This is a genomic window from Streptosporangium sp. NPDC087985 (assembly GCF_044741965.1).
GTDB lineage: Bacteria > Actinomycetota > Actinomycetes > Streptosporangiales > Streptosporangiaceae > Streptosporangium.
In genome coordinates this window covers 335588-359729 of the sequence record NZ_JBIUTQ010000005.1, presented here as the reverse complement: position 1 = coordinate 359729, position 24142 = coordinate 335588, and the positions used below count along the sequence as shown (strand labels likewise).

Below are 24142 nucleotides of genomic sequence, written 5' to 3'. Positions count from 1 at the left end.
CCGCTCGGATCCCTCTCCTCCTGCCGCTCCGATCGCTCCCTGGCCGGAAAACGTCATCCGCGTGGCGTGCGGCTTCTGCGTCCTTGACCGGCAACGGCTGAATTAAGGTGGCGTTGCCTGTATCGCATGATCAACGAGTGATACGAGGCGATCTCCCCCCTCATGCTGGAAAGCCGAGGTCGAGGAGAGACCCATGCCCCGCAGACACAGCGTTACCACGGGATGCGTTCTGGCGATCACCGCCCTGACCCTGACGGCCGCTCCGGCCGTCGCCCAATCCCGCACGTCCCGCACACCAGACGTCGCAGCCGCTGTGGTCGCCGCGAAACCGCCGCCGGGCATGCTGGAGGCACTCCAGCGCGATCTCCATCTGACCAGGCAGCAGGCCCAGACCCGCCTGCTCAACGAGATCCGCCTGGCGTCGGTCGAGGTGCGGCTCCGCGGGGAGCTCGGCAGCGACTTCGGTGGCTCCTGGCTGTCGGGAGACCTCGCACAGACCCTCGTGGTGGCCACCACCAATGAAGGCCACGTCCCCGCGATCGTCTCCAAGGGGGCCCGGGCCGAGATCGTCAAGCGGCCGCTCACGGAGCTCAACGCGATCATCGACAAGGTCGACGCCGCTCTGTCCGCCCACCGGAACGGACTGGTGCGTTATGTCGATGTGAGGACCAACAAGGTCGTCATCCTGTCCGACGCGCCCTCGACGACCGCGGCCGTCATCGAGGCCTCCGATGTGGATCCGGTCGCGGTGCGGGTGGTGTCGTCCATTGAACGGCCTCAGCTCTTCTACGATCTGGTGGGCGGCAACGCCTACTACATCAACAGCACCGAACGCTGTTCGATCGGTTTCCCCGTGACCAAGGGGACCCAGAACGGTTTCGTCAGCGCCGGTCACTGCGGGACGACGGGCGACACCACGGCCGGCTTCAACCAGGAAAATCAAGGCGTCTTCCAGGCGTCGACCTTCCCGGGCAACGACTACTCCTGGGTCGCGGTGAACGGCGACTGGACGCCCACGTCATCGGTGAGCAACGGCACCGGCGGCGTGGTGAACGTCGCCGGCTTCACCGCGTCCATCGAGGGCGCCTCGGTCTGCCGATCGGGCTCCACCACCGGCTGGCACTGCGGCACCATCCAGCAGCGCAACACCAGCGTCACCTACCCCCAGGGCACCATCAACGAACTGGTCCGGACCAACGTCTGTGCCGAGCCCGGCGACTCCGGTGGTTCCTTCATCGCCGTCGACCAGGCTCAAGGGGTCACCTCCGGCGGCTCCGGCGACTGCACCTCCGGGGGAGTCACCTACTTCCAGCCGATCGCCCCGATCCTCTCGGCGTACGGCCTGACCTTGATGACCAGCGCCGGTTCCACTCCGCCGCCACCGATCTCACCGACGACTCCGCCGACTCCGACGACTCCGCCGACTTCGAGCTTCTGCACCGGCTACGCGAAGACCGTCACCGGCACGCTGGCCAGCGGTAAATCCGCCTACCAGCCGAACAACCTGTACTACCGGTCGAACGCGAGAGGTGTCCACTCCGGCTGCCTGGACGGCCCCGACGGCACCGACTTCGACCTCTATCTGCAGAAGTGGAACGGCCGGGCCTGGGTTACCGTCGCCACCTCCGACAGTCCGAACCCCGACGAGAAGATCAGCTATACCGGCACGCCCGGCTACTACCGTTACCGCGTGAACGCATTCAGCGGCTCCGGCAACTACAGCCTGGGCTACAGCGCGCCGTAACCCACGCCCAGAGTGATCATCCTGGGGCGTGGATGACGGCGCAGGCCGGAAGTGGGACGGCGCTCCGCGCCGGACGGGTGATCGAATGCCCGTCCGGGGTGGAGCGCCGTTGGCTCTCCGAGAACGGACGGGACGCGGGGCGGTGACCCCTGACCCCGCCGTAGCGTTAATGATCCGGCTGCGGGCAGGTGTGGGCGGTCCGTTCCACGGCCGGCGGCTCTGATCCGGCTGTCCGACAGGTAACACGTTGCATCTCGCGGAGTGAGACATCTGGTCAGGGTGACGGGAAGGCGAGGTAGAGTGCGTACGACCTGCTCGTCAGGTCTCCAACTGAATATTTGCTCATCCAGAGGGGTGGAGGGACCGGCCCTGCGAAGCCCCGGCAACCCTCCCGGTTCAAGACTCGTGATCTGACGAGGTCGGCCGGGACAGGTGCCAATTCCGGTCTGCGACCAGGGTGGTCGCAGACGAAGATGAGGGAAAGGCCTCGCTTCATGGCGCTCGCAAGCAGTGAAACCACCTCCACCTCCTCGCTCGGCCGTGTCGAAGACACGCGGAGCCGGCGCTTCGGCCCCGCCGTGGCGCTGTCCTGTCGCGAGTGCGGTGCCCGCTACGACCTCGGTCCCGACTTCGCCTGTGCCGAGTGTTTCGGGCCCCTGGAGATCGCCTACGACTTCGGGCACGTGACCCGTGAGCAGATCGCCGAGGGCCCTGCCAGCATCTGGCGTTACCGCTCCCTGCTGCCCGTCCCGGCGGATGTGGCCACCAAGCCCAACATGAACCCCGGCTGGACCAGGCTCGTCAACGCCGGCAACCTCGCCCGCGAGCTGGGCCTGCGCTCGCTGCACGTGAAGGACGACTCGGGCAACCCCACGCACTCCTTCAAGGACCGCGTGGTGGCCATCGCCGTCGAGGCGGCCCGCAACTTCGGCTTCCACACCCTCTCCTGCTCCTCCACCGGCAACCTGGCGGGCGCGGTGACCGCGGCCGCCGCCCGGGCTGGGCTGGACGCCTGCGTGTTCATCCCCGCGGACCTGGAGCAGGCCAAGATCGTCATGGCGTCGGTGTACGGGGGCCGGCTCATCGGCATCGAGGGCACCTACGACGACGTGAACCGCTTCTGCTCCGAGCTCATCGGGGACGAGCTGGGCGAGAGGTGGGGCTTCGCGAACGTCAACCTGCGGCCCTACTACGCCGAGGGCTCCAAGACCCTGGCCTACGAGATCGCCGAGCAGCTCGGCTGGCGCATCCCCGACCAGATCGTCATCCCGGTCGCGTCCGGCTCCCAGCTCACGAAGATCGACAAGGCGTTCAAGGAGTTGATCGCACTCGGCCTCGTCGAGGACAGGCCGTACAAGATCTTCGGTGCCCAGGCCGAGGGGTGCTCGCCGGTCTCGGCCGCCTACAAGGCGGGCCACGACGTGATCCGCCCGGTCAGGCCCGACACCATAGCCAAGTCGCTGGCGATCGGGAACCCCGCCGACGGTCCCTACGTGCTGGACATCGCCCGGCGCACCGGCGGCGGGGTGGAGGACGTCACGGACACCGAGATCGTCGACGCGATCCGGCTGCTGGCCAGGACCGAGGGGATCTTCGCCGAGACCGCGGGCGGAGTCACCGTCGGCGTGCTGCGCAAGCTGGTCGCCTCGGGGCGGATCGACCCCGACGCCGAGACCGTGGTCCTCAACACCGGTGACGGTCTCAAGACCCTCGATGCGGTGGCGGGCCAGGCGCGCCCCACCGCTGTCATCCGTCCGTCTCTCGACGCATTCCGTACGGTTATCGCCTGAAAATATGTGAAAGGTACTGAGTTATGAGCGTTTCTGTGCGGATTCCGACTATTCTCCGGACCTACACCGACGGCTCCTCCGAGGTGGGTGGAGAAGGAGCGACGCTGCGCGAGGTTCTGCAGAAGCTCGACGCCGACTTCCCCGGGATTGGTGCTCGCATTCTTGATGAGACGGGCAAGATTCGCCGTTTTGTCAATGTGTACGTCGGGGATGAGGACGTCCGTTTCGCGGACAATCTCGACACGGCCACGCCGTCCGGCGTTCAGGTCTCCATCATTCCGGCGGTCGCCGGAGGCTGATCCTCGGCATCTCCAGCGGTGCCCGCACCGCATCTCCACGACACCCGCACCCGGCCTGGCCGCGTGCGGGTGTCGTGTCATGTGGGGGGGAGTCCGGGCCGGTGGCCCAGGAATGTGATTCGATTTCTGACCGAACAAACGCTCCGGCAAAACACGGTTCCGGCCCTGAATGCGTGCGTAAAGTAGTGGTTTTCTGATTGACTCTGTTGCCCCACGGTGTCCCACGGGTATCGTCGACAATGATCGACGTAGGCGATGTCCATGCCTCGAAGATTGGGGGCTTCGCGAGAGGAATGGGCGATGTCCTCAAGCCCAGTAAGAGGAGTCGGAAGTGGCGCAAGGCACCGTCAAATGGTTCAACGCGGACAAGGGCTACGGCTTCATCGCGGTCGACGGTGGTAAGGATGTGTTCGTCCATTACTCCGCGATCATGATGGACGGCTATCGTGCGCTCGAACAGGGCCAGCGGGTCGAGTTCGAGATCACCCAGGGCCAGAAGGGTCCCCAGGCGGAGTCCGTCCGGGCAGTCTGACGTAGCCGTTCCATCCATCCGTCGGGAAACGCCGGCAGATCCCGTGGCAGCGCGGTCCGCGCGGATCTCCCCGCACGTCGGCCCGGCTCGCCGCTCCTACCGGTGGGCCGGGCCTTCGCTGTGAATCACGTATCTCGCTCTAAGCTGGACGCAGGTCAGGGCGGCGTCGCTTGCACTCGACGGGGTAGAGTGCTAAACAGTTCGTTGGCACTCCCCGTTGGAGAGTGCCAACCCTGGATCGAGACGATGGGACCCGCCGAACGGAGTCGCGGGTCCGCATGCCGTCGCGGGCGTCGGCTCGATCCGGTGCAAGCCACCCTGCGTTTGGGAGGTCTAGCCGTATGGCAGCCAAGATGATCGCGTTTGACGAGGACGCCCGGCGCGGTCTCGAGCGCGGTATGAACCAGCTCGCGGACGCCGTCAAGGTGACCCTCGGCCCCAAGGGCCGTAACGTCGTTCTGGAGAAGAAGTGGGGCGCCCCCACGATCACCAACGACGGTGTCTCCATTGCCAAGGAGATCGAGCTCGAGGACCCGTGGGAGAAGATCGGGGCCGAGCTCGTCAAGGAAGTCGCCAAGAAGACCGACGACGTCGCGGGCGACGGCACCACCACCGCCACCGTGCTCGCCCAGGCTCTGGTGCGTGAGGGCCTTCGCAACGTCGCCGCCGGCGCCAACCCGATGTCCCTGAAGAAGGGCATCGAGGCCGCCGTCGAGCGCGTCTCCGAGGAGCTCTCCAAGCTGGCCAAGGACGTGGAGACGAAGGCGCAGATCGCCTCCACTGCCTCCATCTCCGCGGGCGACCCGCAGATCGGCGAGATGATCGCCGAGGCGATGGACAAGGTCGGCAAGGAAGGCGTCATCACCGTCGAGGAGAGCAACACCTTCGGCCTGGAGCTTGAGCTCACCGAGGGCATGCGCTTCGACAAGGGCCTCATCTCGATGTACTTCGTGACCGACCCGGAGCGTATGGAGGCCGTCCTCGACGACCCGTACATCCTCGTCGTCAACTCGAAGGTCTCCGCGAACAAGGACCTGCTCCCGGTCCTCGACAAGGTCGTGCAGGCGGGCAAGCCGCTGCTGATCATCGCCGAGGACGTCGAGGGCGAGGCCCTGGCCACCCTGGTCGTCAACAAGATCCGCGGTCTGTTCCGCTCGGTCGCCGTCAAGGCCCCGGGCTTCGGCGACCGCCGCAAGGCCATGCTGGGCGACATCGGCATCCTGACCGGTGCCCAGGTCATCAGCGAGGACTTGGGCCTCAAGCTCGAGTCCACCACGCTGGACCAGCTCGGCCGCGCCCGCCAGGTCATCATCACCAAGGACGAGACCACCATCGTCGACGGTGCCGGTGACGCCGAGCAGATCGCCGGCCGGGTCAACCAGATCCGCGCCGAGATCGACAACACCGACTCCGACTACGACCGCGAGAAGCTCCAGGAGCGTCTCGCCAAGCTGGCCGGCGGCGTGGCCGTCATCAAGGCCGGCGCGGCGACCGAGGTCGAGCTCAAGGAGCGCAAGCACCGCATCGAGGACGCCGTCCGCAACGCCAAGGCGGCCGTCGAGGAGGGCATCGTCCCCGGCGGTGGCGTGGCTCTGCTGCAGGCCGGCGCCAAGGCCTTCGACAAGCTGGAGCTCTCCAGCGACGAGGCCACCGGTGCCGCGATCGTGCGCAAGGCCCTTGAGGAGCCGCTGAAGCAGATCGCCGTCAACGCCGGCCTCGAGGGCGGCGTCGTGGTGGAGAAGGTGCGCAACCTCACCCCGGGTGAGGGCCTGAACGCCGCCACGGGTGAGTACGTCAACATGTTCGAGGCGGGCATCATCGACCCGGCCAAGGTGACGCGCTCCGCGCTGCAGAACGCGGCGTCCATCGCGGCGCTGTTCCTCACCACCGAGGCCGTCATCGCCGAGAAGCCCGAGAAGGCCGGTGCCGCTCCCGCCATGCCGGGTGGCGGCGACATGGACTTCTAAGTCCAGCCGCTTTCACGAAAAGAGGCGACCCCGAGGTGTCGGGGCCGCCTCTTTCCGTTGCGGAGCCTGGCCGGAGCGGTGAGAGCCGACGATCGGCGGGTTATGGTCAGACTTTTGTTGATTCAGGCTAACCCCACTGCCCTCAAGTCATGAATGGGCAAAGCGGGCGGTCGCTGAGGCTCAAATCGGCGCGTCGTCTTCCAGGACACAACGGTGTGTAGCCATAGAACAGAGACCTGTTGCGGCGATGGAGGTCTCTGGTGTTGCGGCGTTGGATGAGAAGTGCGATCGAGAATCACCATCGGAAACTATCCGGTCGGTTTCAGCGGCACGGACGGTGGTCCCGCGTCCGCCCGTCCCTGGCCGCGGTGGTCATCGCGACCGGACTGGCCGTGCCGACGGTCACAGCTGTCCCGGCAGGGGCGGCCGCGCCGTCCCCAAGGTACGTTTACGTGGTCAACTCGCAGTCGGGGACCGTATCGGTGATCAACACGATGACCAACAAGGTCGTCACCACCATCCCTGTCGGCGACAACCCTCTTGAGGTGGCGTTCTCCCCCAGCGGCGCCCGCATCTATGTGACCAACCAGGGCACGGACACCGTGTCGGTGATCAACACGACGACCAACAAGGTCATCGCCAATATCGCTGTCGACGACCATCCTCTGGGGATCGCGATCTCTCCCTTCGGTACCCGTGCCTACGTGACCAATACCCAGTCGGACACCGTGACGGTGATCGATGCCCTGACCAACAGGGTCATCGACGTCATCCCCGTCGGTCACAACCCCTTCAGGGTCGCGGCCTCCCCCAACCGCCCCCGTGTCTATGTGACCAACCAGGACTCGGACACCGTGTCGGTGATCAACACCATGACCAACAGGGTCATCGCCACCGTCCCCGTCGGTCACCATCCCTTCGGAGTCGTGGCCTCCCCCAGCGGCGCCCGTGTCTATGTGACCAACCAGGACTCGGACACCGTGTCGGTGATCGATGCCGTGACCAACAAGGTCGTCGCCACCATCCCGGCCGGCCGACACCCCTTCAGGATCGCGATCACACCCGATGGCGCCCGTGCCTATGTGACCAACCTGGACTCGGACCTCGTGTCGGTGATCGATGCCGTGACCAACAAGGTCGTCGCCACCATCCCCGTCGGCCACAACCCCTTCGGAGTAGCGATCTCCCCCAGCGGCGCCCGCGTCTACGTGACCAATCTGGGGGCGAACACCGTGTCGGTGATCGATGCCGTGACCAACAAGGTCGTCGCCACCATCCCGGTCGGTGACGAGCCTTTCGGGGTCGCGGCCGCAAGCATCGTCCGCCCGAGCAGGGCTCCGATCACGGTCCGCAGGCCGCAGGGCCGCCCGCACCGCTCAGAGGCCACGTCCCAGGAGGGACAGGGACAGGGACAGAGGCAGAGACAGGGCTGATCCACGGATCCACCGGAGGGTCCGCGACCCCGCCGGTGGAGGACGCACGGCCACCGCTTCACGATCGGGTGTCGCAGGGGCACCCACAGACCGTGCGGTGGCCGTGGACCGGGGAGTCAGCGGAGCTGCGCGGGGAGGTCCCGGGTGTGCAGGACGGTCAGGGAGGTGACCGCCCGGGTCAGGACCACGTAGAGGCGGGCCAGGCCGCGTGGTTCGGCGTCCACGATGTCGGCTGGCTCGACCACGATGACGTGGTCGTACTCCAGGCCCTTGGCCAGGGTGGCCGGGATGACCAGCAGGCGGTGCTCCTCGACCGAGTCGGGGCTCAGCACGCGGTGGTCCAGGCCGGACAGGGACGCGGAGACGGCCGCGACCGAGGCGTCCGGGACGATGACCCCGATCGAGCCCTCGCGGGAGAGCGCCTCCCGCACCGCCTGCGTCAGAGACGCGGCCGGGTCGGGCGCCGGCCGTACCGACAGCGATCCCACACCGGGGCGGAGCGACCGGGGCGGGGCCAGGTCGGGGGCGACGGCGGGCAGCAGCCTGGCGGCGTAGTCGAGCACCTCGCGGGGGACGCGGAAGCCGAGGGTGAGCTCGGTGACCGCGCCGTTCTCGAAGCCCAGGTGGGTGAGGACCTCGGTCCAGGAGCGGGCCGACCAGGGGGTCGTGCCCTGGGCGAGATCGCCCAGCACGGTGGCAGAGCCGGTACGGCAGCGCCGGCCGAGGGCGCGCAGCTGCATCGCCGACAGGTCCTGGGCCTCGTCCACGACCAGGTGTCCCAGGGGAGCGGTCCGCTCGATCAGGTCACCGAGCTCGTCCATCAGCGCGCCGTCGGCCGCCGACCACTTCGCCGAGCGGAAGGACTTGGCCGGCTTCGCCCACAGGAGCAGGGCCTGCTCGTCGGCAGTGAGGTCGTCCTTGGCGGCGGCGGCGAGGAACTCGGGGTCGCTGAAGAGGCGGTGGAGCACCTGCTGGGGGGTGAGCTTGGGCCACACCTGGTCCACGAGCTGCTTGACCGGCTTGGACCGGGCCACCGCGTCCTGCACCCGGTCGTCGGGGGACTCGCCGCGCTGCTCCATCCGGACGAGCACCAGATGGGCCAGCCGCTGGGCGAGCGCCGCCCGGCCGGGGCCGTAGCGGGTGGTCCCGCGCAGCGACGCGACGACCTCGCGGACCTCGTAGTCGGCCACCCGGTAGCGGTTGACGCCCTTGGTGAACAGCACGCCCTCGGTCGGCTTGACGATGTGCATCCACAGGGCGCGTCTGAGCACCGGCGCCATCTTCGCGTCGCCCTTGACCGCACCGACCTCGGGGTCCTCGGGCGCGGCGTGGTCACCCAGGATCCCGGCGACCGTGGTCTGGTCGACCTTGACCTCGCCCAGGGCGGGGAGCACGGAGGAGATGTAGGAGAGGAAGGCCCGGTTCGGGCCGACGATCATCACGCCGGACCGGGCGAGCTTCTCCCGGTGGGTGAAGAGCAGGTAGGCAGCCCGGTGCAGGCCGACGGCGGTCTTCCCGGTGCCGGGCGCTCCCTGGACGCACACGGTCTGGACCAGCTCGGAGCGGACGATCTCGTCCTGGTCGGGCTGGATGGTCGCGACGATGTCGCGCATCGGACCGGAGCGGGGCCGCTCGATCTCCTCGGTGAGGATCCGGCTGTGCTGCGGGGCGCCGCCCTGGTCGAGCGGCTCGTCCTCGTAGGCGGTCAGGTCGCCGCCGTGGTAACCGAACCGGCGGCGGAGTGCGACGCCCATCGGGTCGGACGGGCTGGCCTGGTAGAAGGCCCGGGAGACCGGGGCGCGCCAGTCGATCACCAGGGGACGGCTCCGGTCGTCGTGGACGTGCCGGCGCCCGACGTAGACGGTGCCGGGAAGGTCGTCGTCCACGGACCGGTCGAGGCGGCCAAAGAACAGGGGGGTGCCGGAGTGGTCGGCGAGCGCCGCCACCCGCTGGTCCAGCAGCGCCTGCAGGATCTGCTGCGAGACCCAGTCGCCGGCGGCGTCGGAGGAGAGGGACTGGGCGTGTTCACGCATCGCGCGCAGGGCGGTTCTGGAGGTGGCCAGATGCTCGCGTTCGGCGGCGAGCGTCTCGGCCGGGTCGTCGGTTATGTCGGGGGCCAGTTGATGTGCGGGCACGCGGAAGCGCCTCCCATTCGATAAACGGAGGTGGTCATCAGGTAGCGAGCCGACCAGCTTACCGGTGACCTTCGCACGCTCCAAAGGATTAATCGCAGTCCGGGGGGCGTCTCGAACTCCGGTCGTACCTTGATACGAGTGGAGATCTCTCGGAGAAGATCCGAGTTCGGCCGGCCTTCTGCCGTCGCCTCCCGCGTGGCGTGGGGCTTTTGGGTTGTAAGCGACAACAGCAAGCTTAAGATGACGTTGCCCACATCGCATGATCAATCAGCGATGCAAGGCGTTCTCTCCCCCGATGCCCGAAGGTCGAGATCGAGGAGAGGCTCATGTTCCGCAGACGTGCCAGTATTACGGGCTGCGCCCTGACGATCATCGCACTCGTCCTGACGGCCGTCCCGGCTGCCGCCTCCTCCCCGAGAACGGGCACCCTGTCGGCCAAGCCACCACCGGGCATGCTTGAGGCACTCCAGCGGGACCTCGGCCTCAGCGCCGAGCATGCCCAGGCCCGCCTCCTCAACGAAATCCGTCTGACCCCGATCGCGACGCAGCTGCGCAGGAGACTCGGCACCCGCTTCGCCGGCTCCTGGCTCCTGGGACCCACCGCGCAGACCCTCGTGGTGGCCACCACCGACCCCGCCGACATCCCTCAGATCACCATCATGGGCGCCAGGGCCAAGGTCGTCGGCCGGTCACTGACGGACCTTCAGGTGATCAAGAAGAGACTCGACGATGTCCTTCCCCGCCATCCGCGTGCGGGCAGCGTGCGCTACATCGATACGACAAGCAACGAGGTCGTCGTCCTGGCCGAGGAACCCAGGACAGCTCAGGCCATCATCAAGGCCGTCGGGGTGGACACGACGGCGGTCAAAGTCGTGCCCTCCACCGAGCGGCCCCGGCTCCTGTCCGACCTGATAGGCGGCCAGGGCTACTTCATCGGCGCCACAAGTCGCTGTTCGACCGGTTTCTCGGTGATCGGGGAGACCCAGAAGGGTTTCATCAGCGCCGGTCACTGTGGCAAGCCGGGCACCACCACCGCCGGCTTCAACCGGGCACCTCAGGGCGTCTTCCAGGCGTCGACCTTCCCGGAGAGCGACTATGCCTTCATCGCCGTGAACGCCGATTGGACGCTCACACCGCAGACGGACAGCGGTGGTGGCGACCTGGTGAGCGTCGCCGGCTCCCGGGTGGCCATCGAGGGCGCCTCGGTCTGCCGGTCCGGCTCCACCAGCGGCTGGCACTGCGGCCTCATCCAGCAGGCCGATGCCAGCGTCACCTACCCCCAGGGCAACGTCTTCGGGCTGACCCGTACCAACGTCTGCGCCGAACCCGGTGACTCCGGCGGCCCTTTCATCTCCATCGACCAGGCCCAGGGGATCACCTCCGGCGGCTCCGGCGACTGCACCTCCGGAGGCGTCACCTACTTCCAGCCGGTCAACGAGATCCTCACGACCTATGACCTGGCCCTGGTGACCACCGCCGGTAACCCTCCGCCGCTGAGCACGGGCACCTGCACCGGCTACCCCAACACCGTCACCGGCACGTTGAGCAGAGACCAATCGGTCTACCAGCCGAACAACCGCTACTACCGCAGCGCCACCGGTACGCACTTCGGCTGCCTGGAAGCCAACGACGGCGTCGACTTCGACCTCTATCTCGAAAAGCGGAGCGGATCCGGCTGGCTCACCGTCGCCACCGCCGTCAGCCCGAATCCCGGCGAGACGATCCGCTACATCGGCGCGCCCGGCTACTACCGCTACCGCGTGGTCGCCGCAAGCGGTTCCGGCCCCTACGCGCTGGGCTACACGGCGCCGTAAGCGGCCTGAAACCCTCCGTGATTCTGCGCCAAAATACCGAAAAGCCCACCTAAATCTGGTGACTTCTGTAGATCATGGGGTATGCCGCTAATGGTCGTTGTGGCCCAGCGAGGGGGGTGGTTTCCTTGTCGAAAAGCCGCGGTGTTTCGTGGACCTGATCGACCCGGGCGACGGCGTGTCCGCCGTGTGACGCTACTCCTCGGCGAGCACGTCGTCCGCGTCGATGATCTGGTAGGCGTATCCCTGCTCGGCCAGAAAACGCTGCCGATGCGCGGCGAACTCCTGGTCGACCGTGTCCCGGCTGACCACCGAGTAGAAGCGTGCCCCGCCCCCGTCCGACTTGGGCCGGAGCACGCGGCCGAGCCGCTGGGCCTCCTCCTGCCGTGACCCGAAGGTGCCCGACACCTGGATGGCCACCGCGGCCTCCGGCAGGTCGATGGAGAAGTTGGCCACCTTGGAGACGACCAGAACCTGGATCTCCCTGTCGCGGAACGCCTGGAACAGCCGTTCCCGCTCCTTGACCTTCGTCTCGCCCTTGATCACCGGCGCGTTCAGGTGCTCGCCCAGCTCGTCGAGCTGGTCGATGTACTGCCCGATGACCAGCACCTGCTCGCCCGGGTGCCGCCGGACCAGCGCCTCGGTCACCTGGCTCTTGGACGGTGTGGTCGCGCAGAACCGGTAGCGCTCCTCGGACTCGGCCATCGCGTAGGCGAGCCGCTCGTCGTCGGTCAGCGTCACCCGCACCTCGACGCAGTCGGCCGGGGCGATCCAGCCCTGGTTCTCCATCTCCTTCCACGGTGCGTCGTAGCGCTTGGGGCCGATCAGGGAGAACACGTCGCCCTCCCTGCCGTCCTCGCGCACGAGCGTCGCGGTCAGCCCCACCCGCCGCCGGGCCTGCAGGTCGGCGGTCATCCGGAAGATCGGCGCGGGCAGCAGGTGCACCTCGTCGTAGACGACCAGACCCCAGTCGCGGGCGTCGAACAGCTCCAGGTGGCGGTAGACGCCCTGTCTGCGGGCCGTCATCACCTGGTAGGTGGCGATGGTGACCGGCCGGATCTCCTTCTTGGTGCCGGTGTATTCGCCGATCTCGTCCTCGGTCAGCGAGGTCCGCCTGATCAGCTCCTGCTTCCACTGGTGCGCCGAGACCGTGTTCGTCACCAGGATCAGTGTCGTCGCCTTGGCGTGCGCCATCGCCGCCGCGCCCACGATCGTCTTGCCCGCGCCGCAGGGGAGCACGACCACGCCCGAGCCGCCGTGCCAGAAGGCGGCGGCGGCCTCCCGCTGGTAGGAGCGGAGCTGCCAGCCTTCCTCGGCCAGCTCGATCGGGTGGTGCTCGCCGTTGACGTATCCGGCCATGTCCTCGGCCGGCCAGCCCAGCTTGAGCAGGTGCTGCTTGATGTTGCCGCGCTCGCTGGGGTACACCGCCACGGCGTCGGCGTCCAGCCGCTCGCCCAGCAGCGGCTGGATCTTCTTGGAGCGCAGCACCTCCTCCAGCACGGCCCGGTCGGTGCTGGTCAGCACGAGCCCGTGGACGGGGTGCTTCTCCAGCCGGAGCCTGCCGTACCGCGCCATGGTCTCGGCGATGTCCACCAGCAGCGCGTGTGGCACCGGGTAGCGGCTGTGACCGATCAGCGCGTCGACCACCTGCTCGGCGTCATGTCCGGCGGCCCGCGCGTTCCACAGGGCCAGCGGGGTGATCCGGTAGGTGTGCACGTGCTCGGGGGCACGCTCCAGCTCGGCGAAGGGCGCGATCGCCTTGCGGCACTCGTCGGCCATGCCGTGGCCGACCTCAAGGAGCAGGGTCTTGTCGGATTGAACGATCAACGGTCCGTCAGTCAAAGACTTCTCCCTTGTGTACGGCTGGCGAGCCCATGGTCGCACTCGCGCGGGTGACCTGCCGGTCCGTTCCCGGCCCTCGGGTCCCCGCCCCCCGTATGTCCAACGGAGATGGGCCTCTGGACAGTCCCTGACCGGCTCAGATGCTGGACGTGCTGGTGGTGGCCACGACGATGAAGGCGATGACCCCCAGGATAATGAGCGCGACGTTGATGCCGATGCTGATCCAGGTCCACTTGAGGAGGTTCCTGGCGCCCCTGGGGTCGGTCTGGACCTTGCCCAACGCGATGCCGGACAGGATGGCTCCGGCGATCCCGCCCAGGCTGACGTAGCAGCTCAGTGCCATCACGATGCTGATGACGAGCGCGACGATCGCGTGGGTCCTGACCCCGTCGTTGTTCTGCTGCGGCGGGGGCGGGTAGCCGTAGCCGGGCTGGTACTGCCCGTAGGGCTGCACGCCGTACTGTCCCGGCTCGCCGTAGCCCTGACCGGGCTCGCCGTAGCCCTGCTGGCCGTAGCTCTGCCCAGGCTGTCCATAACCCTGGCTCTGGCCGGGCTGTCCGTATCCCGGGCTCTGCTGGCCGTAGCCCTGGCCGGGCTGCTCGTAGCCGTAGGGCTGCTGGCCGTATCCGGGGCTCTGACCGGGACCGGTGCTGTACGGGCTCTTCCAGTCATCCGGATTCGTGCTGGGACCCTCGGGGTGACCGCTGCTCACTGTAGATCGTCTCAATTCTGTTGAGTCGGAAACATCAACGGATATCACGATATTGGGGTGCGCCACGCGGGACGTGGGGAACGCGGTCGCACCCGGTCGGACGGGGTAGGAAAGATCTTCACCTGACTCGCGGCCGCTCCCGGGGCGGAACGTCAGTCAGTTGATGGGGCAGGCCCACCTGCGGCGTCATCACGTACAGCATCACCGTCAGTTGATGTCGGGGATATCGGAGATACCGGTGATCCGGTGCAGGGCGAAGCGGTGCACCGCCGCACGGGTCTCGTCGTAGGCGGTGAGATAGCCGCCCTCCATCCGGGCGGGTTCGAGGATCCGGCTGGTGGAGTTGCCCTGAGAGTCGAGGTAGCCGATCCAGACCTGGGAGCCCTGCCGGATGGCCTCGCGCAACGCCACGATGGTGGTGGTCGCGGGGGAGCGGGGGACCTGCCCGCCGGGGGCGTCCACGGGGGCGCGGCGTGCCAGGTGCGCGGCGTCGCCGGCGCGGACGGCGCGGACGGCCGCCGCCACGACGTCGGCCTCCAGGCCGCCGAACGTGGCGGCGGGCCGGACGAGGGGCTGGCCGTCGGTCCTGCGGACGTCGAGCTGGGTGATGATCACGTCGCCGTCCAGGGACTCGGCCGCCGGGGCGTAGCCCATCGCGCGCAGCGAGTCGACCAGGGTCGGCCGGGAGGTCTTGGAGGCGATCACGGTGGGAGCGAGCCGGCGCAGCCGCAGTGGCAGCGCGCGCCTGTCGGCCATCACCTCATCCAGCAGCGAGGGGTCGTCGCAGCGCACGTAGGCGCTGGCCGTACCGACGCGCATCCGGCCATGGCGGCGGGCGACGTCCGTGACCAGGTAGCTGAGCGGCTGCGGGACGGGCGTGGCCGAGTGCCGCTCCAGCATGGCCAGCATCTCGTCGGCGCTCTGCCCCGCGTCGAGCGCCCGCCGGATCGACCGTTCGTCGAACCGGTAGACCGTCGCGCCCCCGGTGGACTCCACGTCGGCGGACAGGGCCAGCCACCGCCTCAGATCGCTCGTGAGCGGTCCGGGGGCGACGGCGGTCAGATCGGCCTGGAGGAGCACGTGGTCGAGCGGCTCCGGCAGCAGCGGGGCCAGGAGCCGGCCCGCCGACATCGCGCGGTCGCCGCAGGGGAGCAGGGCGCGGCCGTGGTCGACGATCGCGCCGAGGCCGGTGACCCCGATCTGCTCGGCCTCGCGCAGCGTGAACTCCACCAGCTGGTCGCGGTGGCCGCCGCGGCGGCGGGGTTGCTCCCAGGCCAGGCGCTCGCGCACCGACTCCGCGGTGGGCGCCAGGCCGGGACCGGCGGCGACGAGCACGCCCAGCGTGGTGGTGCGGACCTCGGCGGCCGCCGAGCGGCGCAGGTCGGGCTGGAGGGCGTTGAGCAGCCGGTCGCGCTCGTCGCGCTCGCCGATCATGCCCGGCACCCGGTCCATGGTGAGCCAGGTCGTGGCCAGCACCGTCCAGCGGTCCTCGGTGCCCTTGACCCGCCAGGCGTCGTAGGCCGGGGTGGGCAGCCAGTCGCCGTCCACCGTGCCGCTCGTGGACACCAGCCCGGCCGCGTACGCCACCTCGATGACCAGTCCGGCCACCCATTCGGGCAGGTCGAGCATGCCCGCGGCTCGTTTCAGGTCGCGTACGGCCAGGCCGCCGCCGCGGAGCACGCCGGGAGGGTCGATGCTCCAACGCTCGCACAGCTCCTCCACCGCGCGGGTGACCGCGAACGCCTGCCCCGCGGCCGTGCGGTCGGCGAGTCTCCGGTCGCGGTCGGCGCCGTCCAGTGCGGGCGGGACGGGGGAGAGGTCCCGGTGGATCCGGCCGTCCCGCAGGAACAGGCCGACCTCGCGCGGCAGGACGACGGTCTCCTCGCCGGTGGCGCCGAGCAGCGCGCGGGAGAGCAGCTGCTCGATCGGCGACTGGGCGGTGGCGGCCCGCACCTCCCGGCGGGCGTTGGGCACCCGGCCGCTGGGGGGTCCCCAGGCCAGCTCGTTGAGCGCGGCCCGGGCCTGCGGCGAGACGTCCTGGATCAGCCGTCCGACGACTCCGGGGTCGCCGAGCAGCCCGGCGAGGGTCTCCTTGGTGCCGTCACCGCTGTCGCCGCCGATGTCCTGGACCAGCTCGGCCAGGCGCTCGGTGGGATGGTGCCTGAACACCTCCACCGCGGGCGGCCCGAGCCCCGCGGGGGTTTCGAGGTTCTCCCGCACGCCGGGGGCCGGCGCCAGGGCGCTGTCGGGCCCGTAGACCAGGGCCAGGGTCCGCAGCCGCTCGACCGTCTCCCCGAGTGCGCTCCTGAACGCCGCGTCCGGCGATCCCCGCAGCGCGCGGGCCAGCTGGGCACGGAGCGCCTTGGCGGTGATCGGCGACGGGAGCACGGCCAGCGTCTCGATGACCGAGAGCGCGAACAGGTCGAGCCGGTCGAGCACCCGGCCGATCGCCGACGTGCTGCTCGCCCGCCCGGCCAGCCCTTCGAGGTGTGCCGGGACGGGGGTGATGAGCTCGGGTCGCACGGCGACGAGGGCCCGCAACTGGTCGTCGCTCCGGCTGCGCAGCCACTCGGTGAACTCCGTGCTCATTCCGTCAATGGTAGGAGGCCTTACCGACAGCGGGGGCTCAGGGAAAGCCCGTTTTCTTATGATCGGCCGTAAATGAGGGAGGTAGGGACTTCTACGGTCCGGCCGGGCGCCTGGACGGCCGATCGCAGGGGCAGGCCCATGACCGCACTCTCCCGTCGCTGGGTGGCCTGTCCCGAAAGGTGTCATCGCAGGTGGCATCGCGTACAGCGGCTGAAATTACCTCTGTTTCCAGAGATTTGGCATGCTTCCAGGGGGCAGCGGAGAACATTCTCCGCGAAACGGATGAGGAACGGTGAGTGACCGGATGAGTTCGGTGGGGTTCGACCTGGACTTGACGCTCGCGGACACGCGCGCCGGTATCGCCGCCGTCTACGACGAGGTGGCGCTGCGCCTCGGCGTCACCATCGACAGCGCCGCCGTGGTGGCGAGGCTGGGGCCGCCGCTGGAGTGGGAGCTGGCCAACTGGCTGCCTGCCGAGGAGATCCCTGAGGCCGTCGCCCTCTTCCGGTCGCTGTACCCCTCGATCGCCGTCCCGGCGACCACCCTCATGCCCGGTGCGCGCGAGGCCGTCGAGGCCGTACGGCGGGCCGGTGGCAGGGTCATCGTGGTGACGGGGAAGAACGCCCTTGACGCGTCCAGGACCGTCGAGTTCCTCGGACTGGAGGTGGAGGAGATCGCCGGATCGGTCTTCGCGGCGGCGAAGGGCCCGGCACTCGCGAGGTTCGGCGCGGCGGCCTACGTCGGAGACCACGTCGCCGACATCGAGGGGGCCCGGGCGGGGGACGTGGTCAGCGTGGCGGTGGCGACCGGCCGCTACCCGGCGGGAGAGCTGCGCGATCACGGAGCCGACGTGGTGCTCGGCGATCTGACCGAGTTCGCCGACTGGTTCGACGGCTGGCGGATCCCCGCCGCACTCGTGTAATTCGGGCCCGAATAGACGGTCGCCCTCGGCGTCCGCTGGGCATAACCTACATCTATTCCTTTTCACGACAGTCTGAACGAGGTCACCCCTGTGCCGAGTGGCAAGGTCAAGTGGTACGACGCCGACAAGGGTTTCGGCTTCCTCACCCGCGACGACGGCGGTGAGGTCTTCGTGCATTCTTCCGCGCTGCCCGGGGGCGTGGACGCGCTCAAACCGGGGCAGAAGGTCGAGTTCGGCGTGGCGGAAGGGCGCCGCGGCCAGCAGGCGCTCTCGGTCCGCGTGATCGACCAGCCCCCCACGCTGGCCAAGGCGGCCAAACCGAAGGGCAAGCGCAAGAAGCCCGACGAGATGGTCGTCATCGTGGAAGATCTGATCAAACTCCTGGATGCGGCCTCCACGTCCTACCAGAAGGGCAAGCATCCCGAGGCCGTGCACGCCAAGAAGATCGCCGCCGTGCTCCGCGCCGTGGCCGACGACCTGGACGACTGACCGTTCTCCCCTGATGCCCCCGCGGCCTCAGCCGTGGGGGTTGGTCAGCGGCTTGGTCCGCTTCTCCGTCGGGGGATCATCGTGTCGGACGATCGCGGCCGTCGTCCCCGGGGAGTCCCGCCACGGCCTCTCCCGCGGAGCCGCAGGCCGGTCATCGGGTGCCGGGGCCCGGTCATCGGGGGTGGCCGGCCAGGCGTCGGGTGCCGGGTGCCTGTCATCGGGGGCCGCCGGCCGGACGTCGGGTGCCGGGGGCTTCCGGCCGCCCGCCCGGGCGGCCTCGACCCTGGCGTCCCTCACGTGGAGCCGCCCGCGGCGCCGTAGCAGCAGCCAGCCGAGCGAGCCGCCCAGCGCCGTGGCCATCACCGTGAGCCCGGCGGTCCCGGTGGCGAACAGCGACAGCCACAGGCCGGCCAGGCCGCCGACCACCCAGGCGATCTGCAGGAACGCCTCCACCACACCGAAGGTGGACGAACGCACCTCCTCGCCGATCTCGCGCTGCACGATCGCGTCCAGCGCGAGTTTGCCCAGGCCCTGGGCGAACGCGGCCATCAGCGCGACGGCCACCGCGGTCCACAGGGTGAACATGACCGCCGCCACCGCCGTGGTCACGGTCGACAGGGCGAGCGTGGACAGCACGATGAGCTGCGGGGAGCGGGTGCGTATCCAGGAGGCCACGACCGTTCCGGCCAGGCCGCCGGCTCCGGCGGCCACCGCCAGCACGCCGATCGTGACGGCCGGGGCGAGGCCGGGCAGCTTCCTGTCCTGGACGAGGAAGAGCAGGTAGAAGAGCAGGAATCCGGAGTAGAGGCGGATGGCCACGTTGGCGTTCATCGCCTCGGTGACCACCGGGCCCACGTTGAGCATGGTGCGCCAGCGGGGCGGTCGCTCCTCGCCCTCCCCGTCCAGCTCCAGGTCGGGGGAGTCGACGTGACGCGGAAGCCGTACGGCCAGAACACCCTGGAGCAGGAAGAACACCGTCGCCCCCCGCAACACCCACTCGGCGCCGAGCCACGCGCTGGCCCCCGCGCCGAGCGGAACCGCTACACCGGCCGTGACCAGCGCGAACAGGGCGACCCTGGCGTTGGCGGTGACCAGCGCGATATCGGCGGGCAGCACATTCGGCATGATCGCCGCGCGGGAGACGCTGTAGGCCTTCGACAGCACCAGCACGGCCAGTGCTCCGGGAAAGATGGTGAACACGTCTCCCGGGATGATCGCCGCCGCCATCGCGAAGCAGAGCAGGCCTCGGCCGAACAGGGTGCCCGCCATCACGAAGCGCCGGCCCGAGCGGAACCGGTCGAGGACCGGGCCGACGAACGGCGCGACCACCACGAAGGGGATCATCGTGATCAGCAGATAGAGGGCGACCTGGCCGCGGGCCTCGTTCACCGGAAGCTTGAACAGCGTCCCGGCCAGGGCCGCGGTGACCAGCGCGTCGCCCGCGCTCTGCGCCGCCGTCAGCTCGATCAGCTGTCCCAGCCCCGTACGGCCCGCGCCCTGGGCGTGGGTCAGCCGCCGCGTGGCCCTGCCGACCCACTGCGTCCCGCTCGCCGCACCACGGCCGGCCCGCACGGTCGCCCGCCCCGTGCTCCTGCCCGCGCGCACGGTGGCCCGTCCCGCCTCGGCGGCTGAGCGGCCGATCAGACGGGAGGCCTCGCCCGCCGTCTTCCGTGCCCGTTCCCACCCATTTGCCACGCATTCAGTCTTACCCGATGACATCAGCTCCATGGCTGATGCCCAATCACCTCAACGTTCACGTGGTGATGCTCCCGTCTCACGGCCCGGTAGCGGTGCAGTACGCTCCGGGCATAGGCGAGAATGAAGTGTGAGTCAGCGCAGCGAGCGAGCCAATTGGCCCAGCAGCCTGCGAGCGAGGCCGACGGAGGAGGGCCCGTGAGCCGTACCCGATCCCGTACCGCACCGCTTGACCCGGCATGTGTCGCCGCCGTTGACCTGGCCCGCTCCGCCATCGAGGAGAACGTCAGGCCCGGCGATGTGGGCGAGCACCTCGGCGTCGAGGGTGAGGGCGAGCGTGTCATCACCCATTACTTCGACTGTCTCGACCGTGCCTACCGTGGCTGGCGCTGGGCCGTCACCGTCGCCCGGGCGTCCCGGGCGCGGAACGTGACGGTCAGCGAGGTCGTGCTCCTGCCCGGATCCGGCGCGCTGCTGCCGCCGGAGTGGGTGCCGTGGAGCGAGCGGCTGCGCCCCGGAGACCTCGGGGTGGGCGACCTGCTGCCCACCGCCGCCGACGACGACCGGCTGGCGCCCGGCTTCACCGAGACCGCCGACGACTCCGACCGCCAGATGATCTTCGAGTACGGCCTCGGCCGGGCCCGGGTGCTCTCCCCGATCGGCCGTGACCGCGTCGTGCGGCGCTGGCACTCCGGTGATCCCGGCCCGCACACGCCGATCGCCCACGCCGCCCCCGCCCAGTGCTCGACCTGTGGCTTCTACTGGCCGCTGGCCGGTGCGCTGGGGGTCGGCTTCGGCGTCTGCACCAACGAGTTCGCTCCCGACGACGGCCGCGTGGTCGCCGCCGACCACGGCTGCGGCGCGCACTCCGAGGCCGCCGTGCTGCCGCACCAGGTCGAGCCCACCTCGCCCATCCTCGACGACCTCGCCTACGACCACCTCACCGAGGAGCCCCCGGAGGCGGAACTGGCCGGGTCCGTGGAGGACGCCGACACCGAGCCGCTCGGACATTCCTGATCCGACGCCCCCGCAGGCCACCGGGTCACCCGGGCTCGGCCGGCTGCCGTGCGACGTGACCCGCGGGCCCTTCGACCTTTGGACTCATCGCTGTGACTGACATTTTCGGCACCGATCGACTGCGCTCCGCCGTGCTCGCGGCCTGGACGGCCTCGCCCGCGCGTTTCCGGGAGGACGCCAACGCCGAGGAGGACTTCGCGCTCGGCGGCTACCGCGACCGGCTGATCGTCGAGCTCGCCCAGAACGCCGCCGACGCCGCGCTCCGCGCGGGGATGCCCGGCCGGCTGCGCCTGTCGCTGCGTGAGGGGGTGCTGTCGGCCGCCAACACCGGCGTCCCGCTGGACGCCGTCGGGATCGAAGGTCTGTCCACGCTGCGCGTCTCCGGTAAGCGCGACGAATCCGGCATGGCCGGCCGGTTCGGTGTCGGCTTCGCGGCCGTGGTGTCGGTAACCGACGAGCCGGTGATCGGCTCGCTCGGGTCCGGGGTCGTCCGCTGGTCGCGTGACCAGACCACGGCCCTGGTGGCCGCCGAGCCCGCGCTGGCCAAGGAGCTCGCCGAGCGCGGCCGGCACGTACCGCTGCTCCGCCTGCCGTTCCCCGCCGGTCCGCTGGAGGTCCCCGCGGGATTCGACACGCTGGTGCGGCTGCCGCTCCGTGACCGGGCGGCCGAGGACGCCGTCCGGCGGATGCTGCGGGAGACCGGTCCCGCGCTGCTGCTCGGCCTGCCCGCGCTGGAGTCGATCGAGATCGACCTGGACGGCGAGGTGCGGACGGTCCTGCCGGACGGCTGGCAGGTGGTGTCGGCCTCCGGGCGGTTCACTCCGGAGCAGGTGGCCGAACTGTTCGCCGACCGGCCGACCGAGGAGCGCGCCCGCCCGCACTGGCTGGTCCGCTGGGCCGTGCCCGTCGACGGCGACTCGGGGGAGCCCCGGCCGCTTCCCGCGCGGGTCCCCCCGGTGGTGCACGCGCCGACGCCGAGCGACGAGCCGCTGGACCTGCCCGCGCTGCTGATCGCCTCGTTCCCGATGGCCACCGACCGGCGGCACGTGGCCATGGGCGCGCTGACCGAATTCCTGGTCGAGCGTGCCGCCGACGCCTATGTCGACCTGCTCGGCGGGCTGCCCCGCACGCCCAAGCTGCTCGATCTCGTCCCCGGCCTGATGGGCAAGGGTGAGCTCGACGCCCACATCCGCCGGGCGATCCTGCGCCGGCTCCCCGACGTCCCGCTGCTCCCCGCCCTCTCCCCGCCGGCCGACGGCGAGGGCCTGCCCGCACGCGGTGAGAACCCGCCCGCGGGCGGCGAGGGCCTGGCCGTGACGGGACGGCAGGCGTCCGTGGTGGCGGCCCCGGCGGAGCTGCTGGAGAAGATCGCCGCCATGGTGCCCGGCCTGCTGCCCGCCGGGTGGCCGTCCCGGCACCCCGCGATCACCACGCTCGGTGTCCGGCGGGTGCAGCTCGCCGACGTCGTGGACATGCTCTCCGGCGACGCCGTCTCCGACAGGGACCCGGCCTGGTGGCGGTCGCTGTACGAGGTGCTGCCCGCCGACGACCCCGAGGCGCTCGGCGCGCTGCCGGTACCGCTGGCCGACGGCCGCCTGGTCCGGGGGCCGAGGGGCACGCTGCTGCTGGCCAACGGCTCCGCGCTGGACCCGGGAGTGCTCGCCCCGCTGGGGCTGCGCGTCGTCCACCCGGACGCCGCCCACCCCCTGCTGCTCCGGCTCGGCGCGGGCGAGGCGACGCCCCGGACGGTCCTGGAGGACCCGCTGACCCGCGCCGCCGTCGCGCAGTCCCTCGACAGTCCCGACGCCGAGCCGGTGGCCCAGGCGGTCCTCGCGCTGGTGGAGGCCGCAGGGCTGGCTGCGGGCGAGGCTCCGTGGCTGGCCGAGCTGGCGCTGCGCGGCACCGACGGTGAGCTGTACCCGGCGGGTGAGCTGCTCCTGGCCGACGGTTCGCTGGCCGGGCTGCTGGATGAGGAGACGCATTTCGGTACGGCCGCGCCCGAGCTGGTGGAGCGGTACGGCCCGCGTGTCCTGGCCGCGGCCGGAGTGCTCGACGGCTTCGCCGTGGTGAACGACACCGACGTCATGATCGACCCGGATGACTGCGACCACGACCTCGACCGCGAGGACGAGTGGCTGGAGACCGTTCTCGACCTGCTGCCGGAGATGGACGTGCCGCCGGTCGCCCGGGAGTTCTCCGCCGTCCGTGACCTGGAGTACGTCGCGGACTGGCCCTCGGCGCTCGCGCTGCTGTCGCGCCCGCCGCTCCGTTCGGTCCTGCACCCGCTGCGGGTCCTGGTCGCGGGCGAGGTCGTGGAGGTGCCCTCCTACACCGCCTGGTGGCTGTCCACCCACCCCGTGCTGGACGGCAGGCGCCCCACCGAGCTGCGGCTCCCGGCCGGTGACCCGCTGCTGTTCGGCCTGTACGGCGACGCCTCCGGGGGCATCGACGAGGCCGCGCTGGAGATGATCGGCGTCCGGACGACCCTGCCCGACCTCCTCGCCTCGCACGGTGGCCCCGACGAGCTCCTGGAGCTGCTCGCCGACCCCGCGATCGAGGTGGACCGGGCCCAGCTCCGGTCCCTGTGGGTGGCTCTCGCCGGCGTCGCCCCCGCCCGCGTCGCGCCCCCCCGGGCGGTCCGGGCCGTCCTCAACGGCGAGATCGTCGTCGCCGACACCGAGGGCGAGGAGGGCGAGCCGGTCGTGGTCGAAGCGCCGGACCTGCTCCCGCTGGTCGCGGACCGGCCGCTGATCCTGGCCCCGTTCGACCTGGCCGAGGCGCTGTCGGAACTGCTCGACCTGCCGATGGCCGGGGAGGAGGCCGCGGGTGAGGTGACCTCCTCGGGCACGGTCCGCGAGGTCCCGCCCGCCGTACGGTCACTGCTGCCGGGCGCGCCCGCCACCTACGTGGACCACGAGAAGCTACTGGTGGACGGCGTCCCCGCGACCTGGCGGTTCTTCGAGGGCGCGGTGCACGCCACGGGTGTGGAGGGCCTGGCACGCGGGCTCGCGTGGGCGTCGGGCCAGTGGAGCGACCGGCTCGCCGCTGCCGCGCTGCTGCGCGACCCGGCCGCGGTGCCGCTGCTGCTCGCCGAGGCTGATCTGGACAGCTGGACCGCCTCGACCGGCTAGACGCGTTCCGCGGATGTCCGCCCCAGCCTGGCCG

At 70.0% G+C, this 24142-nt stretch carries 16 protein-coding genes and 1 riboswitch; of the genes, 11 read left to right on the top strand and 5 right to left on the bottom strand.

Translation table 11 applies throughout. From position 1 onward, the window contains the following. The first annotated feature begins 193 nt into the window (after nt 1-193). From ACIN94_RS14750 to ACIN94_RS14725, 6 genes are all read left to right on the top strand, one after another. Nucleotides 194-1744, top strand: a complete 1551-nt coding sequence (locus ACIN94_RS14750; protein ID WP_400705064.1) for a S1 family peptidase — start codon at nt 194-196, stop codon at nt 1742-1744. 339 nt (nt 1745-2083) lie between these two features. Further along, a riboswitch (SAM riboswitch) is annotated at nt 2084-2224 on the top strand. 14 nt (nt 2225-2238) lie between these two features. Further along, nucleotides 2239-3534 (top strand): threonine synthase, encoded by a 1296-nt coding sequence (thrC, locus tag ACIN94_RS14745; RefSeq protein ID WP_400705061.1) that lies wholly within the window; start codon nt 2239-2241, stop codon nt 3532-3534. A gap of 23 nt (nt 3535-3557) precedes the next feature. Beyond that, nucleotides 3558-3833, top strand: a complete 276-nt coding sequence (locus tag ACIN94_RS14740) for a MoaD/ThiS family protein (protein ID WP_400705058.1) — start codon at nt 3558-3560, stop codon at nt 3831-3833. A gap of 331 nt (nt 3834-4164) precedes the next feature. After that, nucleotides 4165-4365 (top strand): cold-shock protein, encoded by a 201-nt coding sequence (locus ACIN94_RS14735; RefSeq protein ID WP_012895270.1) that lies wholly within the window; start codon nt 4165-4167, stop codon nt 4363-4365. A gap of 341 nt (nt 4366-4706) precedes the next feature. Next, nucleotides 4707-6332: a chaperonin GroEL gene (gene groL / locus ACIN94_RS14730; RefSeq protein ID WP_400705053.1), complete on the top strand. Its 1626-nt coding sequence runs from the start codon at nt 4707-4709 to the stop codon at nt 6330-6332. Nucleotides 6333-6607: 275 nt separating this feature from the next. Beyond that, nucleotides 6608-7765, top strand: coding sequence for a cytochrome D1 domain-containing protein (locus ACIN94_RS14725; RefSeq protein WP_400705050.1), 1158 nt, complete (start codon nt 6608-6610; stop codon nt 7763-7765). 116 nt (nt 7766-7881) lie between these two features. On the opposite strand, the gene ACIN94_RS14720 is transcribed toward ACIN94_RS14725, so the two are convergent. Continuing rightward, on the bottom strand, nt 7882-9900 hold the full coding sequence (locus ACIN94_RS14720) for a HelD family protein (RefSeq protein ID WP_400705047.1): 2019 nt from the start codon (nt 9898-9900) through the stop codon (nt 7882-7884). Nucleotides 9901-10226: 326 nt separating this feature from the next. Between ACIN94_RS14720 and ACIN94_RS14715 the strand changes: the two genes are divergently transcribed. Further along, a complete protein-coding gene (locus ACIN94_RS14715; protein ID WP_400705044.1) occupies nt 10227-11714 on the top strand; it encodes a S1 family peptidase in 1488 nt (495 codons plus the stop codon). Between the two features lie 192 nt (nt 11715-11906). On the opposite strand, the gene ACIN94_RS14710 is transcribed toward ACIN94_RS14715, so the two are convergent. The 3 genes from ACIN94_RS14710 to ACIN94_RS14700 all read right to left on the bottom strand — a co-directional run bounded on the left by ACIN94_RS14710 (nt 11907) and on the right by ACIN94_RS14700 (nt 16854). Further along, nucleotides 11907-13553: a DNA repair helicase XPB gene (locus tag ACIN94_RS14710; protein WP_400705042.1), complete on the bottom strand. Its 1647-nt coding sequence runs from the start codon at nt 13551-13553 to the stop codon at nt 11907-11909. A 136-nt stretch (nt 13554-13689) separates the two neighbouring features. Next, complete coding sequence (locus tag ACIN94_RS14705) at nt 13690-14265, bottom strand: hypothetical protein (protein WP_400705039.1); 576 nt, start codon at nt 14263-14265, stop codon at nt 13690-13692. A 207-nt stretch (nt 14266-14472) separates the two neighbouring features. Beyond that, nucleotides 14473-16854 (bottom strand): helicase-associated domain-containing protein, encoded by a 2382-nt coding sequence (locus ACIN94_RS14700; protein WP_400705036.1) that lies wholly within the window; start codon nt 16852-16854, stop codon nt 14473-14475. Between the two features lie 292 nt (nt 16855-17146). On the opposite strand from ACIN94_RS14700, the gene ACIN94_RS14695 reads away from it, so the two are divergent. Beyond that, nucleotides 17147-17776, top strand: a complete 630-nt coding sequence (locus tag ACIN94_RS14695) for an HAD family hydrolase (RefSeq protein ID WP_400705033.1) — start codon at nt 17147-17149, stop codon at nt 17774-17776. 90 nt (nt 17777-17866) lie between these two features. Then, nucleotides 17867-18265, top strand: coding sequence for a cold-shock protein (locus ACIN94_RS14690; RefSeq protein ID WP_400705030.1), 399 nt, complete (start codon nt 17867-17869; stop codon nt 18263-18265). A gap of 27 nt (nt 18266-18292) precedes the next feature. On the opposite strand, the gene ACIN94_RS14685 is transcribed toward ACIN94_RS14690, so the two are convergent. Next, a complete protein-coding gene (locus ACIN94_RS14685; RefSeq protein ID WP_400705028.1) occupies nt 18293-19960 on the bottom strand; it encodes an MFS transporter in 1668 nt (555 codons plus the stop codon). Nucleotides 19961-20158: 198 nt separating this feature from the next. On the opposite strand from ACIN94_RS14685, the gene ACIN94_RS14680 reads away from it, so the two are divergent. Together ACIN94_RS14680 and ACIN94_RS14675 are read left to right on the top strand one after the other, a co-directional pair. Further along, nucleotides 20159-20977 carry a DUF3027 domain-containing protein gene (locus ACIN94_RS14680; protein ID WP_400705025.1) on the top strand — a complete coding sequence of 273 codons (819 nt, stop codon included), beginning with the start codon at nt 20159-20161 and terminating at the stop codon, nt 20975-20977. 92 nt (nt 20978-21069) lie between these two features. After that, nucleotides 21070-24108, top strand: coding sequence for a sacsin N-terminal ATP-binding-like domain-containing protein (locus ACIN94_RS14675; protein ID WP_400705022.1), 3039 nt, complete (start codon nt 21070-21072; stop codon nt 24106-24108). Nucleotides 24109-24142 lie beyond the last annotated feature (34 nt).